The following is a 15,979-nucleotide window of genomic DNA, read 5'->3' as shown; positions in this document are numbered from 1 at the left end:
TTGAATAGTTTTGGGCCAAGCGTTAATATTATTCCAATGAGTATAAATACCTGCTTGCTTTACAGGCAACAGGGCATAAATATTCTTCAGAACTATTGTGGTGCAAACAGGAACCGTAATGTGATACCGGCCCTCGTAGTCGTGATAGGATAAGAGGTAGACATAACCGGTATGCTCTGTCGCCTGTCGTAGAACAGCCGTAGCTGCAGGTTATCATTGACAATATAATCGATCGTTGGCGAGATCGTGATCACCTTTTGACCGTGTGTGGGAATATTGGTATTCTGCGCCAGATAGCTATTGGTCGTAATATCGTCACGATAGCCCACCGACATATTGATATTGATATCATTTTTCAACCGCCGGGTTCCAAATACGGTGAAGGGTAAATTCAGGCCCTTGATCCTGGCCCCACCGCCTACCACAATCTCGGTCGATTTGGTCTCGCTTACCTGGTAGTCGACCAGGCTAAGGCTAAGCATTCGGGATTTGTTGAACTTAAGGGTTACGTTGACACCGTTTTTGAATGCTGCATCTATACCCAGGAAGGGTCCCAGGTTTTCGCTGATGGTGATATTGGGCACCTGGAAGAACGGTACATAGCTATGTGAGTTGGAGTCGATAAACGAGGGAAAGCCTTGAGCCAGGATATCGTTGAAATAGAAGGAGCTCATGAAGCTGTTCATCGACAAGTTGCCGGTGTACGTATGACTCAAATTGAAGTTGGTAAAATATTCAGCAAAGAACGGCAGCTTGGTGAGGCCGTTATACACCAATTTCCAGTTGGGCATCGGGAAGTAGTTCTTGAACGGATTGGCCCTTATACTGGGGTTATCGCTTTCGACCAGGGGTATGGTATTGGCATCGCGGCCCGTATAGGCTGCCAGGAAGGCCGGGATCAGCACATCCTGCGAGTAACGTGTATAGCCTTTGGTATAGTTGGGGTCTTGCGGATCAAGCTGCCCGGCTGTATAGGGATTAATGGCGCCCAGCCTGCGGGAGATGATCTCACGGTTGTTCATGAAATCCTGGTAGGGTTGCGACAGCGTATTGGCGCCTGAGGCCGAGAACATGGTCTTGATCGCGATAAAGCTAATGTTGAAGGTACCTGTGCTATATGGACTGTAATGCTGATACTGATCTACGGGGCCATATGCCGGATCTGTATTGTATTTGAACGTTTCCGAATAGTTCTTGCTGAACTGCTTGGTCCAGGTAAGGTCGATACGCAGGTCAGGGAAAGGCTCGAAGGTAGCCTGCAGGCTATAGTTCTGGGTATAGGTCTGCTGTAGCTGCCCATTAAAGAAGGAATCCTGCGAGATGCGGTTCATCGCCGCCTGCCGGTCAAACCAGGCCCGGTCAGGCTGCGCGCCGAAGGCGAAGTCGTACCAACCGCTCGAACGGCTATTGACACCCAGGAATTGGCTACTGTCCATAAAGCCGGGCAATATGGTACCGGAATTTTCGGAATAGTTGACGGTTACCCGTTTCAGCATGGTTACTAGGCGGCCGCTCACGCGTACTGCTTCTGGTATTTCGGGCAGGATGTTCCGCCTTTTGGCGCGCCAGGCGGCCAGCTCCTTGCGGAAACGCTTCCGTTCCGCCTTTTTCAAGGCATGATAGGTCGAATCCAGCTGGTGTTTACTCATGGTATCGGCGCCGGGGATTCTGTTCTTCTCTATTTTCTTCTTTTGCGGACGTGGGGGCAGCTGCTGCTGTGGCTTCTTCTTCGGCTCTTCCTTCTGCTTCAAATTGTTCATCTGCGCGTTGGCGCCGCCATCACCGGTCTTAAGGCCGCCTATGGTTGACTGCAGTGCCGGATTTTTGCTGTTCACTCTATCGATCTTATCGACGGGCTTAGGCGTATTGATCGCCTTCAGCCAGCGCGATTTGTTGTATAGCTGGCTAAAGGTAAGCTCGCCATTAATCTGCTTTTGCTGGGTATTGGCAATAATGTTACCCTGCTCATAAGCTAACCGGGATGCCGCCGTCCAATTGTAGGTGGAGGCATAAGAAGCCGTTGCCCGCGTCCAATCGAGGAACGGAAACTTCTGCGTGGGCAAAGTATAAGTAACGTTCAGTGTCTGCGAGAAATAGGTATTGCGCCCGAATTTCGAAATAGCGCTCCATAGCGAGTCCCGCTTTTGCTTTGTGTCTATATGGCCGTAAGGCTCATCGATACGGGACTGATTATTGGCTGTATAGTTGAACGAGAGCGAACGGGTGAGCTCCCAGCGCAGGTTATAGGTCCGGTCCCAGGTGAAATTCTTATAGAAGGTCGATGGGATCTTGTAAGGGCCGTCGTCGATGTTGCGCACCTGCGTTTCTCCTACCAGCCGGTGCATATCGGTACGGAAAGAGAAATTGCTGGGCAGCAGGTTAAAGTTAAAGTCTTTAATCGGTAGCAACCATTTGGATTTGGACTTGATCATCCTTTTGAAAGGCTCGATAAAATTTGACTTGATGGTATAGTTATATCCCAGTCCCAGCCTTTGTTCTACCAGCTCATCTTTTTCCAGCAGGGGGCTGCGTTTAAAGCTACGGTTATAGGAGTAGCTGGCATCAAAGTTCTTGAGACTCCAGGGCATGGGCGTTTTGCCCTGCTTGTCGGGGTTGCCCAGGTAGCGGATATTGGCCAGGTTGAAACTGGTTACCGAGGTAAAGTCCTGGGCTGCCTTCCGTATTGAATCGCGTATACGGGCATTACTTGCTGCATCCAGCTTGTCGCCCAACAGCACATCCTTATCGTAGGGATCATATTTGGGATTGCTGATCGTTTGGGTATATCCGGCAAAGACAGGCAGCTGCAGGCCAAAAGACCGGGGCAGCAGCTTGCCTATATTCAGGTTGGTCGAGGCGTCGTAGGCGTAAAAATTATCGCGGGACCGCTGATCCACTTTCTGATCTATATTGCCCCAGCCGATCGTATGCATGCTTCCGCCCAGGTGCACATTACCCAGGTCGGCCAGCTGGATATTGGCCTGGCCCGAGGCCGCATAACCCGCCTGCTCATTAGGATCGACCATGCGGAATTCGTCAAACCACACTTCGGCGCATTTCCGCTGGCCATCGTCCAGCGGTGTCTGCAGGGTCTTTTTAGGATTGGCCACCCCCAGCATGATATTTTTCACCTCACCGAAGTTGGGATTGCCCACAACGATCATTGTATTGCCCAGGTCGTCGACAGCGCGGTAGGGCTGGAAAGAGGGCTGGTTCAGACTGTTCCGCTGGGTCTTCAGATCGGTGAGCTTGCTCATGAGCAGCTCGAGCTTGTTGCCAGCCGGCCATATCTGGTCCGCGTTTTTACTTACGGAAGTTGGTGTAATCTTGAGCGGTATCTGGTACTCGTAATAGTTATTGATGAAGTCGCTGCCGATGCGAACGAACGCAACAAGGTCGCCATTGTTCACGATTGCCTGGTTGGGCACCGATTCGGCATGGATAAACATACGCAGCGTTTTGTATTGCCGCATATCCATTCTTTGCTCTTTAAACACAGCACGGGCGTCGCCATCCTTGAGCCCGCACACCTGCAGCGAAAGGGACTGTTCGTCCTGCTGAATGTTTTGGCCGCCGCCGAGACCCGAAGGGGTTACCTGCCGCTCTACTCCCGGTGGGATCACATAGGCGATAGGCTTACGATCGGAGTTTTGTTCCACGCTTACCGAGGTAAGGGCAAAGCTGGTGGTCTGCAGGTCCTCCTGCGGTATATTTTCACCGGGCGAGGTGAGCGAGAACAGGTAGCGCCGCCACTGGTTACGGTCGAGCTGCAGCTGCGCAAAACGGAGATAGGTGGTATCTCTGAAGTCGGACAGGAACATACGCATAAAGCGTATGGAGCGGAAATCGCTGATCCCGCCTACAGCCTGCTGGTATTCCCGGATGGGAATCTTGAACTGGTACCAGGTTTCCCGCTGTACACGTCCGTTGGGCAGCTTGATGTCGGACTCCTTGCGGTCGACGATAAAATTGCGCCCGATCTGCATTACCGGATCATTACTATTCTGCAGGCGTACACGGTATTGGTAATACGCCTCGGTTTCGTTCAGCGAATTGTCCCGGTTGATATCTTCCGATTCGGGAATGGCCGAGCCGGAGGTCGTAAAGTTGGAATTCAGGTCGTTTATAGGCGAGTTGCCATCAGGACCGTTGAAGTCGATATAACGCAGCAGCGCCTCACCATGCCGTCCGCTCATCTGGTCATAATCGTTGCCCCGGAAATGGTGGAAGTTGTCGGACGAAGGGTCGGCGTTCAGCTTATCAAAGGCAGCACTGCTCAGGCCGGGTCGAGATGTCCTGAGAAAAAGATCAAACTTTTTCTGCTCCTCGCCATTGTCGAGCTCATCATAACCCACATCCTGCGTACGGCGGGCATCCTGGTCATTGTCGAAAGAACGGGTGATCTGCTGCTGGAAGCGCGGCACATTACCCCATTGGGTCTCGTCCAGCTTGCTTGGATCTTTGGGATAAGGAATACCGTTTTCGAAGGATATACGGGAATCCTTGAGCACATCTTCCGAAACATTACCCAGGTTGATATATAGATCTCCTCCGGTGGTAGCTGGCTTATAGAGGAAGGGATCCAGCATCCAGAAGGTGATATACTCGACATTGGAGGCTTCGAAATCGCTGGAGTTATTGTCCAGCGCACGCTGGATACCGCCCCACCGATCCTGCGGGTTGATGAGGGTACCATCGTTGGCAATATTTGTAGTTGAAAAGTTGTAGGGACCGCGTGTGCTGGGGTAATAGCCCAGGTCGAAGGTCTGCAGGCCGTTCTGTCCGGCAAGCTGCGTTTTTTGTGGGAACACATCCTGTTGCAGCACCAGCCGCCAATAATCCTGCAGGGAGGTATCGGACTTAATGTTGCCGGGCGTACCAAAGCTACCATCGATCAGGGTAGGCTCGATCATATACCAGGCCAGCTTGGCACGGTTAAAATTGCTGCTCAGATCACTGGTGTTGGTCGCTTCGGGAAACAGGGTCCGGTTGTTCCCGTTTTTGGCGCCCACAGGCGTACTGGCCAATGTCCAGCTGGTTATGGGAAAGCGAAGATCGATAGAGCTGTTGGCGCCTTCAAAGTCGTCGATCTGTACGGCGCCTTCAGGGTCGAGCGAGTTGATAAATCGCTGGTGTCCCGGGAAAATACCGGCCACCTCGCCGGTAACCGCTATCAGCGAAGGCGCCGAAGTGCTGAAGATCGGCAGCTTGTCGAGCGCACTTGTCAGCCAGGGGAATTCGCTCTGATAATTGGCGTCGAGGCCGGCAACCGTATTCTTGATGGGGTCGTCACCATAGCTGACTTTTTGTGTGAACGGCCTTTCGGTAAGCCGCATAATGGTACCGCCTAAGGTAAGCTTGTCGCTGGAGAAGTAATCGAAGCGGGCGCCCCAGAAGTTCTGCTGCACCAGGCCAAAGGTCGCATTGTCTTCATAAGAGATACTGATGGGCATGCCGGATGCCAGTATTCCCTGGTTGAGGATCTTAACGCTACCGCGGCTATAGTCGACCTGGTAGTCCACGTTTTCCGACAGGCGCTGTCCGCCCGCCGTTACGGTAACGGAACCTTGCGGGATATTGTAACCGCCCAGGCTTACCTCCGATCCGGAAGCGCCTTTATAATTGCCCCTGATCAGGAAACGGTTGTTTTGCTGAAACTGCCGGGCGATCGTCTTCGTCGAATCGTACAGCATCTGATAAATGTATCGCCGCTCCAGCTTGGGGTCGCCACCCATAGCCGGTACCAGGGATGAGCCAAAGGGCTGCAGCGTGGGAAAGATGATCTTTCCCATTTGGGAATTGACCGTTATGCCTTCGACATAGTCAAACACCCCGTCGGGGGCCGGATCGTTCTGCACATTCAGGCGATCCAGGTTCAGCAGAGTGATGAGTGGCACACCGGCATTGGGCCCTTCGGGCAGGTAGCGTTTTTCACCGCCGCCCGGGTCCTGGTACATAACGTTCAGCCGGAAATCTTCTTTTGAGATATTGGCTCCTCCGACGGAATAGATGTTCTTCATCATCAGGTTCCAGATCGGCAGCCGGGGCGTAGAGGCAACGCCCTTCAGCATTTTAAGGAACATCACCTTGGTATTGGAAGAATCGGGCGAGAGTGCCTCGGAAAATTCACCCACCTGATATATTTTTCCGTTGTAGGTATACTGGTAGGCCACGCCCACGATATCGTCGGCATTAAGCTGCGTATTGAGTGAAATATAACCCAGCTGCGGCTGGAAGCTGAATTCGGATGTATTCAGCTGTCTCATGGTAGCAATGGTATAATCCCTGCCCTGGCTGGAGTCGAGCCCTATCGATACCAGGCTGCGCGCTGCGCCGCTGCCCTGTATCCTCAGGGCGGGATTTTGCTGCAGCAGATCGTAGAGGCGGTTGGACCGGTTGTCGGGTAGACCCTTGCTATAGGTGGGCGCCGAGGGATTCTCCAGCACTTTGGTATAAGGATGCGACTCGCCCAGGTCCATAAAGTTGATCATGTTCCGCACATTCTGCGTTGCACCCGTACGGTTGGTGATCCACACTTCTACTCTTGTCAATACCACCTGCGATTTAATAACAGGAAAGGTAGCAAGCGCTGCATCGTAGTTGTTGAAAAAGAACTGGCCCAGCAGGAAGTTGCGGTTCTCCTCGTAATCATCTATTTTGATCTCGAAGCTCTGGGTTTGTGCACCGCCCTGGAGGTTAATGCTTTTACGCTGGGACTTTTGCTGCGACAGCACGCCGGTCACAAACATCTTGCCAAACTGGAGCTGTGTTTTGAGGCCAAACAGGGACAGTGGCCCTGTAAGCAGGCTGCTTTTGAGCGGAAAGCTCACATTGCCGGCTTCTACCTTTTTGATGATCTCGTCTTCCTTACCGGTATATTCCAGCTTTTGCGTGTTCTGCTCACCGAATGTGGGCAAAGTATTGTTGCTGATATTGAGCTTAAGCTTATCGCCGATCTGGGCCAGCAGGTTGACATTCATCTGCATGTCAAAATCGAATATCCCGTACTTCTGCGCCCGTTGCGTCAGGTTGGGATTCTTCATGTTTTGCCAGCTGCCGCCAAAGGTTAGATCGAGGTTGCCCTGGGGCTTTACTGTGATCTTGTCGCTACCAAAGAGGCGGTTGAATATCCCTTCTTTGGTGAGAGAAGGCAGCTTGGGCTTTTGGTTGAACATGCTTAAGGCATCCAGGCGCTGACGCCAGTAGTCCGTCTCATCCTGCTCGCTTTTTTGCTTCAGGTATTCGTCGGCCTCCATATAGGTCGGATTTTTAATATCCTGGCCGCCGACCTGTTCATTCATGTAAAAACGCTTCTCATCCGCATTGTACTCCACCTTCTTTTCAACATTGGCGGGATCGTTCAGATCGATTGAGGGTTGCTTTTTTTCGGGAGTACCGAGCTGATCGCCGGGATCGATAGGAAAATGGAGTTCCGGCGTATCGGCGGACGGCGGCGGAGGGGGAGGGTCGAAATGAGGATCTTCAAAGCCACGAGCAGTAAATACCTGAGCCAATGCTATTATTATAATAACAACTGCTAAAAGTTTATAGCCAAAATGGGTATGCTGCTTCTGTGCCAATGCTCTTCCTAAAGTAAGCTTTTATTTGATTAGATCATGCCGTGTATACTGAAAGCAAAAATATGCGGAACACTTCCTTAGTTTTTGGATAACTACTGAAATGCTTCTGCACTATTCATAAATTCTTAAGGGCTGATTTGATCCATTCCTCCACACTTATATCTTCGTTTCCAGCCAGAGTCTTTGCTTTCCTAACGGCAGTTTCTGCTATGGCTTTACCGATACCCAGACCCAGTAAAGCATTTAACGCGTCATTCTCTTTCGTATTGTGTGGCAAGATATTAAATTCTCCCGTTATTGCCTCGGGCAGCTTGCCTTTCAGCTCGAGTATAATACGTTGCGCCGTCTTGGCGCCTATACCTTTTACCTTTTCCAGGGCCTTTACGTTGCCACTCAGGACAATGGCGCTCAGATCGGCGGCGGTAAGCGAAGAAAGCAGGATACGGGCCGTGGCAGCACCTACTCCCGATATAGACAACAACCGCTGAAATGCGCTTCTTTCGGTCTCTGTGGCAAAGCCGTAAAGCACCCAGGCATCTTCGCGGATCTGCAGATGTGTATACAGACGGCAAGAGGCTTTGCCAGAAATCGCTTCATAGGTGTGCAGGGTCAACTGCACTTCGTAACCAACACCACCTACATCCAGATAGGTATGAGTAGGCGTCAGGTTAACGAGCTTTCCTTCTAAATAACCGAACATAGACCAGTAATAGTCCCGGGCGCTTTTCTGTGCTTACGGGCGGTGCAAAAATATAAAAATAAAAAAACGCTGCTAAGAACCAACAGCGTTTTTGAATGCGGTAAAATTAGCGCTAAAAGTATCGCAAAGCACAGGCTTCGCAGTAAATTAATACGTGCTCCACCAAGGGCTGGAACGCTTTTTGATCTTCCAGAAGAACATAATGGAAAGCGTAGAGTATTTATCTTTATTGCCGGGATCGCCACGCAGTTCCCCTGGCTGATGTTTGTAGCCGGGAATGATCTCATTGGAACGATCGGCCATCTTCTGAGACACATCACTTTTACCAGGCTGATCCAGGAAGGCGATATCGTGGTGCAGGGGATCAATATAACTGCCACTCACATCGTCCAGGTAATCGGTAAAGGTCCAGCGCAGCTGGTACTCGAGGCCAAGACCAAGGCCTTTGCCGATATCGAAGCGGACACCAATACCACCCACAGCAGCATAGGAGAACAAGCTATAGCCCTTGGGAAAGGTATAGCCGGGCGCATTGAAATTTTCACCTTCGGTACGCAATGGCTGAAGGTCCACTTCTTTTTTGGTACCGGTTGCCAGATCTTTGTAAGTGCCGCGGGGATTGAAGTAGAAGCCGGCCACACCCATCAGCAGGTAAGGCTGTACCCTGGACTTGGACAATTTTCCAAACTCCCAGTTACTGATGCGTAACGGACTGAATTCGAAAAGGAGATTACTCTCCCAGATATTGGTCTTGATATCAAGGTTGCGTACATAACGTTGGTAGGCGTCGTCCTTGATATTGGTGGCTTTCATTGCTTTCTCCTCATTCCATTGATCGGTGGCGTACAGAGCGCCGTAATTGATGCCAAAACGAAATGAAATACCGGGTACATGGGTGTAGCGGACAAACATACCGCCCATAAAGCGCATATTGCCGAAGATATCGTCTTTGTATACGGAATTATTGTAGTGATCGATAACAGACTTTGTTCCTACATCGCCCCAGATGTCGGACTGGCCCAGGTTAAATCCAATAGAAAATCCACGCTGCTCAATGTAGGGAATATCGGGATTTCCCCAATCGTATTCATGTTGCGCACTCGAACGGGTGGTGGCCATGGTTACCAATCCAACCGTCATCAAACCGGCAAATAAAATACCTTGTAATGATCTCCGCATGATGGAACAAAAATTTGAGCGTTGAAAGTAAAAAAAAACTTATTTCCTTGTATGCTTTTCTCTGTTTTTTTCTTGCACACCTCACAAAAGATGCCACAAGAGGGATACTTTCCCTCAAATCCTTGCCCCTGCCTGCATACAAATACTGTGGCAAGATAAAAAGATAAATTAAAAATTGCAATTTTTTTGGAAAGCAGGATCAGAGCAATCCCTCGATCAGCTTAACGAGCTCCTCCGACTGGCTGGGCCTTGGCGTTTTGGCCACAGCGAAATTGCCTTTGCGATCGATAAGAAAATAAGAGGGCACGCTGCCAATCTCATACAAAGCCGAGATATCGCCTTTCCAACCTGGCGTGCGCGTATGAACGCCGGAGATGCCCAGCGTCTCGATCCCTTTTTTCCAGGCGTCCTCTTTATCATCGATAGATACGTAAAGAAACACTACGTCCTTGCCCTGGAAATGCTCTTTTATTTTCTTGGCGTGTGGCATTTCCCCTTTGCAGGGACCGCACCAGCTAGCCCAGAAATCCAGGTATACGACTTTGCCTTTGAGGTCGGAGAGCTTCATATCTTTTCCGTCGAGGGTCTTAAACGCAAAATCGAGCGCCGGATGTCCGGGATCAAATTTCTGCAGGTCGGCGACCATCTTGTCCAGCACCTTATTGTTGGCGCTCTTGGGATATTGCTGTTTATAAAGCTTGATCCTGGCCAGCAGCGAATCGGTGGGCCAGCCTTTGGTTTCGTTGAGGAGAATACGGCCGGCGGCAAATTCGCCGGTCTTACGGGGCGTATTTTTATACAAGAGCTGCAGGGTGCTGTCGGTTTGCCTGAAGGCCTGGCTTATATCCATCTGCCCGGTCGCGGGGTCGGTGGAGATGGCATTGATATAGCCGTTAGCTGCCAGCATAGCGCTATAATAAGACTGTGCGTAGTTCTGGTAAAAAGCGATATCGAGGTAGTCGTCGTTGAACAGCTTCGGTGTTTTGCGTGTAACGGCATACAGCTCGGGTGGCACACTTTGAATATTATTGGTCTGCAGGCGAAACGCTTCATGCATGACGGGATAATGCAGCATGGCGTCGTAGACGGAATATTCGAAAAACCGGGATAAATATTCAAAAAAGTCTTTGGGCACCTGCTTGCTGTCCAGCGCTGTCTTCAGTCGTGCCGTTTCCTCGTTACGTAAAGAATCCGCCGCCTGCTGATAGGTCGCGGGATCGCGCTGGGCTGTTTCCTGCAGCTTGTGGAAATAAGACATCACGCCTCCATTGCGTTGGGACCAGCCGACAAAATAACGCGGAATATCGGCATCTTTCCCTTCAAAACGGGCTTCGCTGATAAAGCCCGGGCCGCGTGTCGTAAAGTTCAGGGTGCTTCCCTCCTTTACAAAAAGATCAAGACGGCCATTGCCGTTGGCAATCACGATCCAGTTGTATTTCTGCGTTACCGGAACCGATATCTGGAATTTACCTTCCTTGGATAGCTCGAGCGTCTCTTGCTTGTTTTCGGCATTGATGCTGGTAGCGCTGCCGTTGACTATGATCACTTTGCTATCGGCAGGCTCGGTAATGGTACCGGTGATGGTGACAGGTTTCTGCGCGTTTGCGGCAAATGCGGCGATAAGTCCCGGCAGGAGGGCCGCCATTAATTTTTTCATTGGTTCCTATTTATACTTCGGTTGGTGATCGGGTCATTTTGTCTGCGCATCCTGGATCAGCTGCATCAGCTCGTCCAGTTTGGGCGCCAGGATAATTTCGGTGCGCCTGTTGCGGGCACGGCCCTCCGGCGTAGCATTGTCGGCTATGGGCTCGTACTGGCTGCGGCCGCTGGCAGTAATGCGTACCGGATCGAGGTGGTACGTACTGGTCAGCAGGCGCACGATGGCGGTGGAACGTGCCACGCTAAGGGCCCAGTTGTCCTCAAACTTGAGGCGAATGGGAATAGAATCGGTATGGCCTTCTATATTAACATTGATATCCTTGTTTTCGTCCAGCGCCTGCGCCACCTTTTCGAGGGCTGCTTTACCTTCGGCATTTACCACAGCGCTACCGGAGGGAAACAATAGCTTTTCGGAGAGGCTCACATATACTTTCCCGTTCTTGGTGAACACGGAGAGCTGATCGGAACTGAAGCCACCGAGCGCGCCGGCCATTTTGGCCCGCAATGCCTCAGTCTGCTGTTTTTGCCGGTCGATAAGTTGCTGAAGCTGCCGCAGCTTTTCCTGCTGGTCGGCCAGCTCTTTCTGGTTTTCACTGATCCGCTTATCCTTTTCATCCAGCTGGTTGGCTGCCGAGGCATTGGCCTCTTCCATCAGCTGCAGACGGCCTTTTGCGCTTTCCAGGTCTTCGTTCAGCTCGCTTACGCGCTTACGGGCATTGGACAGGGCCAATTGTGATTCATTGAATTTTTTATTGGAAACGCAGGAGCCGAGCAGCACCACACCCAGCAGCAGCCCGCCGGTAAGCACAGAAAAAGTTCGTGTCATAGCAATTCAGTTTAAGGATCGCATAAAAGTAAGAAAGGCTTTCCAATTGGGCATAAAATAAGTTCAAAAGACCTTCCGGAGCAGCCAAAAAGTTGAAACATAACATAAAATCCCGGCGCACCCTTGACCTGTAAGTGGTGGCATTGCGGCATATGCGGGAAGCGCCGATATTTGCCCCCTTTTCTTTTATGCTTTATATTTGACCCGCACCAGGTAATTTCCCATTCAATATCCTTTATCGGGCCGATAGAAATGAAATAAAGGGCAATGCCGCGCCAACAGGAGCGAAGACACGATTCAAATTTCCGACCATGAAACAGCGATACCCTCGCGATATATTCCGGCTGATCCTATTAAACATCCTGTTCAGCTGCAGCTTTTTTTACATGATACTGGGCGCTATGAACACCAGTATGCTGACAATTGGCGGCGACGGTCTCAAAAATTATTTCTGTTACCTCTATTATATAAAGTACGACCAGGGTACCCATTTCACAGGAATGAATTATCCTTTTGGCGAAAACATCCTGTTTACAGACAATATACCGGCGCTGGCCTGGACCATTAACCACCTCAAGGGGTGGTTTCCGCAAATAGCGGAGCATAGCCTCATGATCCTGCACAGTACTTTCCTTATTGGCTACTGGCTTTGCTCCTGGTTTTTGTATAAGATACTCCGTCGCTACGGCCTCAAAGGATGGTGGGCCGTTTGCTCCGCCATCTTCATCACCTACTTTTCTCCCCAGTTTTTCCGCATCTTCGGACACTTCAGCCTGTCGCTGACCTGCTTTTTTCCGATGATCATTTACTGGTTCATGTGCTACCGGCAGAGCAGAAAAAGCAAATACCTTTTCTTCTTTTTCCTGCTTACCACACTGTTTACTTTCCTGCATGTCTATTACCTGGCTTTTTCCCTCATCTTCGCCTGTGCCTTCAGCTTTGCCTATGTGGTAACGCAACGCGTAGGCTGGAAAGAGAAATGCAAAGTGATCATTCCCCCATTGATCTGTGCCATAGCGGCTGTTGTTGCTTTTAAAGGCTATCTGTTGCTCACCGACCGGGTGACCGACCGTCCCGCAACACCCTATGGATTCCTGAACGGCGCCACCACCGGCCCCGACATTCTTACCAGTGATTATAACTTTATAGGCACCAATGCCCTTTCCTGGCTGTTCGGAAAGGCATCTTCAGCTTCTGAGGGCTATGCGTACCTGGGTTTTGTTGCTATCCTGGCCTGCATCTTTTTATTGTACCGCATTATAGTAAGCATTGTCCGCCGGCTGCGCAAGACCAGGGTGCCCACGCATCCGGTACGGAGTTACCGGTTGTGGCTGGTTACCGCCGTGATCATGCTGCTGTTTGGTATGGGCGTGCCTTTTGTATGGGGGCTTGATTTCCTGCTCGATTATATTTCCGTGCTCAAGCAATTCCGCTCCCTGGGCCGGTTCTCCTGGGCCTTCTATTACCTGATGGCAGTTTATGCCAGCATATTCCTGTACCGGCTCTTCCGTCATTGGCGTCGCCAGGGGTACCATAAGCTGCAGATAAGCGCGGTGGTCGTAGTGATCGTCGTATTCCTGATCGAATGGAACGGGTATGGGCAACGGATACGCATCGACTGCGCTCATGTGCAAGAGAATTACCAACGGTTCATGGTTGAAAACGGAACCAGCTGGCGTACCTGGCTGAAAGAAAAAGGATACACGCCGGCATCGTTCCAGGGCATAATCGGTCTTCCGTATACCCATATTGGCTCCGACCGGGTTACCGCGCAGGAAGACCTGGACAATGTTATCTTCTACGGCGCGACCCTCGCTTTTGCCACCGGGCTTAAAATGACCGATGTAATGATGTCCCGTACCTCCTGGTCGCAAACCTTTGCGCTCATGCGGCTGGTCGACGGCCCCTTTACGCCCAAACCTGTTGTAGACAGCCTTGGCGACAAACCCTTTCTCGTCTTTGTCAACCAGACCATACCACTTACGCCGGGAGAGAAAGCCCTGACCAGGGATGCGGTTTATATCGGGAAAAAGGAAGCGCTGGAAGTCTACGCGCTGGACCTGAAAGCTATGGTCCGCCGCGACCTTCACGACGCCGATTCAATAAGGATGCTAGCCGGACGACTCCTACCGCCCGAGGGGCTCATTGGCGATACAGTGTCCAATGTGTTTACCTATAGCGATCACTTCGATAAGGGTGGCTACAAAGAACCCTTTGCCGGCAAAGGCGCCATGCCGGCGGTAGATACTACAGATCAATTAGTGGCCGTTATACCGGTTAAAGGAAGCTTGCAGGATTCTCTTTATTCTTTTTCCGCCTGGTTGCGCTGTTCCGACAAGGTAACGGATATGCCTTATGTCCTCTTCAGAACCTACGATAAGCAAGATGTGCAGCTGTCAGAAGGGGATTTTGTTGCCAACAGAAGCACCTATACGATAAAGGATTGGTATAAAGCCGAAAAGGTAATCTCCTTGCAGCGGCAAACAGCCACCATCAAGCTGTGGATCAAAGGAAGCCGGAAAAATTACCTGGCCCTGGACGAATTGTTGCTTTATCCTGTAAGCCATATTTACTTTTACAAGGCAGACCCGCATATGCTGCTGCTGAATAACCGGCCGCAGTCCCTACCCTAAACCTGTTTACCGTAAACCATAAACCACGCTACCAGATAAAACATGATTAATAAGTACCTATTGTCTCCCTTTGCCAAGGCGTTTCTTTTTGCCCTGGGCTACGGCATTCTTTTCTATGTCATGCAGTTCCTCCTGGCAAGAACGGGAATATTTGCCCTGGAACCACAGGCGCATAAGCTGATCGCCTGGGATGTGGGCTTTTACGATGATCTAAGGCAACATGGATATAATCCGGCTTCTCCCAACACCGGTTTTTTTATCTTCTTTCCCTGGCTTTGGCGATTGACCCACCTGGGGATATGGGGCATGTCCTTCTTAAACATTGTTTTCTTTTCCCTTGGATTTGCGGTGCTGGTACGCACTTTAAAGGAGGAAGACAAGACCTTTTGGCTGGTATGGCTTACGCTCCCGGCTGTCTATTTCGCTTTCATTCCTTATACGGAGTCCTTGTTTTTTCTGTTTGGCGCGCTCATGCTCTATGCTGTAAGGGAGAAAAAATACAAGCTGTTATGGCTAAGCCTTTTCCTGGTTTCGCTCATCAGGGCGCCTGGCTTTTTTCTTATTCCGGCTTTTGTTGCCATGGAGCTTCTTGGCCATTCTCCACGCGATATCGGTAAAGGGCTGCTCCGGTCGGGCTATCGCTATATTGCACCCATTCTGCTGGCCCTGGCGATCAATGTGCTGATACAATACCAGGCAACGGGCATCTGGTTCGTCTATTTCAAGACCCAGGCCGAGCACTGGAACCATATTTTCACTTTTCCGGGTCTTCCATTCTCCAATATAGACAACGCAGTACACCACCATTGGCTCAGCGCCATATCAATGCTCATTGATGCCGTTGCCTGGGTCTTTCTATTCCGCCAGCTGCTCTTATGGCTAAAGAATAAACCAACCGCCGATCCACTCATCACCTTGAGTGCAGGTTACCTGGCCATGGTATTGGTGTTCCTGGTTTTTTTCAGTCCCAGGTATGGCGGCCCGGTCACCTTCGTTATGGGCGCTAACCGCTACACCATTATACAGCCTTTTTTCTTCGTGTTTCTTCATTTCCTGGGCAGGCAGAAGTATACTTTGCGGCATATCCTGTTTGTTTTTCTTTTGGCCAATGGTTTTTGGGCGCTGTTCGGCGCTTTTGAATCCCTTGATAAATATATTACTATAGCAGCGATAAGCAATTTGCTCATCCTGTCCTTTATGCTCTATTGTTCGGAAGAAAAGTACCGCTGGGCTATTATTCCTTTTATCTCTTTTAATATAATGATGCAATTGCATTTTTTCCAGCAGTTTATAACACCTTTATTTATGGATTGACCGGCTGCCGGTAAGCATACCGCCAATGGTAAGCGTCATTTATACCATGCCTTTGGCCGCCATTTCTTTGAAGCTTGATTTGTAATTA

At 50.5% G+C, this 15,979-nt stretch carries 7 protein-coding genes; 2 read left to right on the top strand and 5 right to left on the bottom strand.

The features are described 5' to 3' along the window. Positions 1-92: 92 nt before the first annotated feature. The 5 genes from sov to DZK30_RS10415 form a co-directional block, all read right to left on the bottom strand. Positions 93-7,514 carry a T9SS outer membrane translocon Sov/SprA gene (sov, locus tag DZK30_RS10435; protein ID WP_162903010.1) on the bottom strand — a complete coding sequence of 2,474 codons (7,422 nt, stop codon included), beginning with the start codon at positions 7,512-7,514 and terminating at the stop codon, positions 93-95. A 181-nt stretch (positions 7,515-7,695) separates the two neighbouring features. Further along, positions 7,696-8,280 (bottom strand): Holliday junction branch migration protein RuvA, encoded by a 585-nt coding sequence (ruvA, locus tag DZK30_RS10430; protein ID WP_118974090.1) that lies wholly within the window; start codon positions 8,278-8,280, stop codon positions 7,696-7,698. A gap of 147 nt (positions 8,281-8,427) precedes the next feature. Then, positions 8,428-9,459 carry a hypothetical protein gene (locus tag DZK30_RS10425; protein ID WP_162903009.1) on the bottom strand — a complete coding sequence of 344 codons (1,032 nt, stop codon included), beginning with the start codon at positions 9,457-9,459 and terminating at the stop codon, positions 8,428-8,430. A gap of 199 nt (positions 9,460-9,658) precedes the next feature. Next, the gene (locus DZK30_RS10420) at positions 9,659-11,116 is read right to left on the bottom strand and encodes a TlpA family protein disulfide reductase (RefSeq protein WP_118974088.1); all 1,458 of its coding nucleotides are present in this window, start codon (positions 11,114-11,116) and stop codon (positions 9,659-9,661) included. A 33-nt stretch (positions 11,117-11,149) separates the two neighbouring features. Further along, complete coding sequence (locus tag DZK30_RS10415; RefSeq protein ID WP_118974087.1) at positions 11,150-11,944, bottom strand: OmpA/MotB family protein; 795 nt, start codon at positions 11,942-11,944, stop codon at positions 11,150-11,152. Positions 11,945-12,255: 311 nt separating this feature from the next. Between DZK30_RS10415 and DZK30_RS10410 the strand changes: the two genes are divergently transcribed. Further along, entirely contained in the window at positions 12,256-14,577 is a 2,322-nt protein-coding gene (locus DZK30_RS10410; protein ID WP_118974086.1) for a hypothetical protein, read from the top strand. A gap of 42 nt (positions 14,578-14,619) precedes the next feature. Next, complete coding sequence (locus DZK30_RS10405) at positions 14,620-15,891, top strand: hypothetical protein (protein WP_118974085.1); 1,272 nt, start codon at positions 14,620-14,622, stop codon at positions 15,889-15,891. Positions 15,892-15,979 lie beyond the last annotated feature (88 nt).

The sequence above is a fragment of the Taibaiella koreensis genome, assembly GCF_003545715.1.
GTDB lineage: Bacteria > Bacteroidota > Bacteroidia > Chitinophagales > Chitinophagaceae > Taibaiella > Taibaiella koreensis.
The sequence above is the reverse complement of the archived record's forward strand: the minus strand, read 5'-3'. Positions and strand labels throughout refer to the sequence as shown.